This window comes from Okeania sp. SIO2F4 (assembly GCF_010672385.1).
Classification (GTDB): Bacteria; Cyanobacteriota; Cyanobacteriia; order Cyanobacteriales; family Microcoleaceae; genus Trichodesmium.
This window is the reverse complement of sequence record NZ_JAAHGT010000389.1, coordinates 1-2,185: the sequence shown is the minus strand read 5'-3', so window position 1 is coordinate 2,185 and position 2,185 is coordinate 1. Positions and strand designations below refer to the sequence as shown.

Below are 2,185 nucleotides of genomic sequence, written 5' to 3'. Positions count from 1 at the left end.
AGGGAGTAGGGAATAGGGAATAGGCCAGAAATATTTATTCTGTCAGTTTGACCACATTAACTTGGCATCTACTGTCAGTAGTCAACCTTGACTTAAGTAGTTTCTGGAATGGGAAAAATTTCTCCCTTTAAATAAGCATCAAAATACTTCTTAAAATACAAAATACTTGTTACATTTGGCTCATCACTTTCATCAGGAGCAAATTCATAAATTGGCAATCTTTCTCTCACCAACTTCACTAAATTAGGATGAAGTTCTTCAAAAGATTCTACTCTAGAAATAGTCGTTTCAAACCTTAATCTAGCTGGATGACCATAACCTAATTTCATCCAAGGCATCCACGGACAATCTCTTGCCCATTCAGAAGGAGGTATTTCTGTTACTCCTGGCCGAGCTACACTAGAAGTAAAATATTCCACTCCCTTAAACTTTTCTCCAGGACAATAATCTAGATATTTAGTTTCCTTTGCTAAAGGGTGAGGATATTCTAAAGGAATTTCTATAACTTTTTGCACATATCCAGAATTCTCAGGAATGACAATTTTTTTAGGTGAGACAAAACCCTGTACCATACGATTAGCAATATGCACTACTGGAACTTCTTTTACTCCTTCTCTTGGTCGCCAATAATGCAATATTTCTTGAGTATAAGCATCACAAAATAAACAAATTTCTCGATTAATTCTTTGTCCAGCTTCCCCATATTCTGGATGTGGTTTAATAAACACTTTTGTAGCATTCATACCAATAATAGAAAACAACTTTTCTTTGGGTTTACCAGGTGATTCTATCCACCAAACTTCTCCACCCCAGTTATAGTAAAGTTGTTTACCATTATTCTCTCTATAAAAATTTAAGTTATCAAATTCATATTCAGTTGCATATTCACTCATTATTGACTCCTATTTATTGAATAAGCATTCAGCTATTAGCAATCATCTCTCAGCTTTTTGATAATTAAGCAAGGATTTTTTTAAGAAAACTTATATTAACTTAGTAGCTACTTATTTATGCTAGAAATTATCTCAAATATATCAATAAAAATTTCTGCTTTCAGAAGCTGTTTGTAAACTCATAAAAACCTCTCTCCAAACCTCTCTCCTACTCCGAGAGAGGCTTATTCACCCCCATTCCCTTGTAGGGAAGGGGGGCAGGGGGGTTAGGTTTGCCCGGATTCATTGGTTCCATGCAATACTTCTCAAACAACTTCTCAAGACAAGACAAGCGTAATTATAATAACGCAGCTCTTTCCGAGGAGACAAGATAAAAAATGACTGGTTTTAGCTCCACATTCTGCAGGAAATGTTTACGGAAAAAGAAAGAAGGGAAAAGTTCATCGGGATACTTTCACCCAACCGCCCCGCTTCTACAAAGCCCAATCAATTTGATAAACCCTGTAGAAAGTGCGGTATTAAACTAATAAGAGAAAAGTTAACGAAGTCAGAAGTCATAAGTTTTTTTTGTAATAGGGATTTAGAGCAAACCTACAAAAACATTTCGCATTAAAAGGCGGATTTTTAGACCAAATTATTTTGAGAAAATTTATTTTTATCGTGATTAATTAAAATGATTGAAAATCAAGGATATCTAGAATTTATTAACTGAATAAACTAGGGTAAGTAATCATCAAAGAAGACAACAAAATGAAAAAAATAAACCTTATAGCTAAGTAGCTGAATGCTAATTACTGTATTATTATAGACAAAAAATTACAAAAGCAAAGGAATGGTCAATCTCACAAAAAAACTACTTGAGGCAAAAGACTGGGTGAAAGTCCGTGCTAGTACCGATGCTCAACAATCTTTTCTGACTTGGCATGGTTCGGTTCATTCCTTTATTCCAGGGGAACCGAAACAGCATTTGTTTGAAATAGTAGGAATGAGTGTGGCCAGATGTATTCCCAAATCTGAGGGAGGTTGGGATTTTACTTCTAGGGAACTGACCTTTTATCTTGACCCCGAAACAGGAGAAAAGTTGGATACTTGGAAAAATCCCTGGACTGATGAAATTTTGCCTGTGCTTCATGTGGCCAATAATCCCGTACAGGGATTATTTAAAAGGCCAATGCCAGCATTAGTTGATGAGGAGTTGACTACTTATAAGTTTGACCTATTTTCTAGCTATCCTAACCCCCTCGCCGACGATCCGAAGTTTGCTGAATATAGTCCCCAACCTCTCTATCAAG

At 35.8% G+C, this 2,185-nt stretch carries 2 protein-coding genes; one reads left to right on the top strand and one right to left on the bottom strand.

Features of this window, described 5'->3' with window-relative positions; genetic code table 11:
- Positions 1-92 precede the first annotated feature (92 nt).
- Positions 93-893 (bottom strand): DUF1838 family protein, encoded by an 801-nt coding sequence (locus tag F6K22_RS22470; protein ID WP_293102927.1) that lies wholly within the window; start codon positions 891-893, stop codon positions 93-95.
- Between the two features lie 832 nt (positions 894-1,725).
- On the opposite strand from F6K22_RS22470, the gene F6K22_RS22465 reads away from it, so the two are divergent.
- The coding region (locus F6K22_RS22465; protein ID WP_293102924.1) for a DUF1838 family protein at positions 1,726-2,185 on the top strand (460 nt) is incomplete at its 3' end.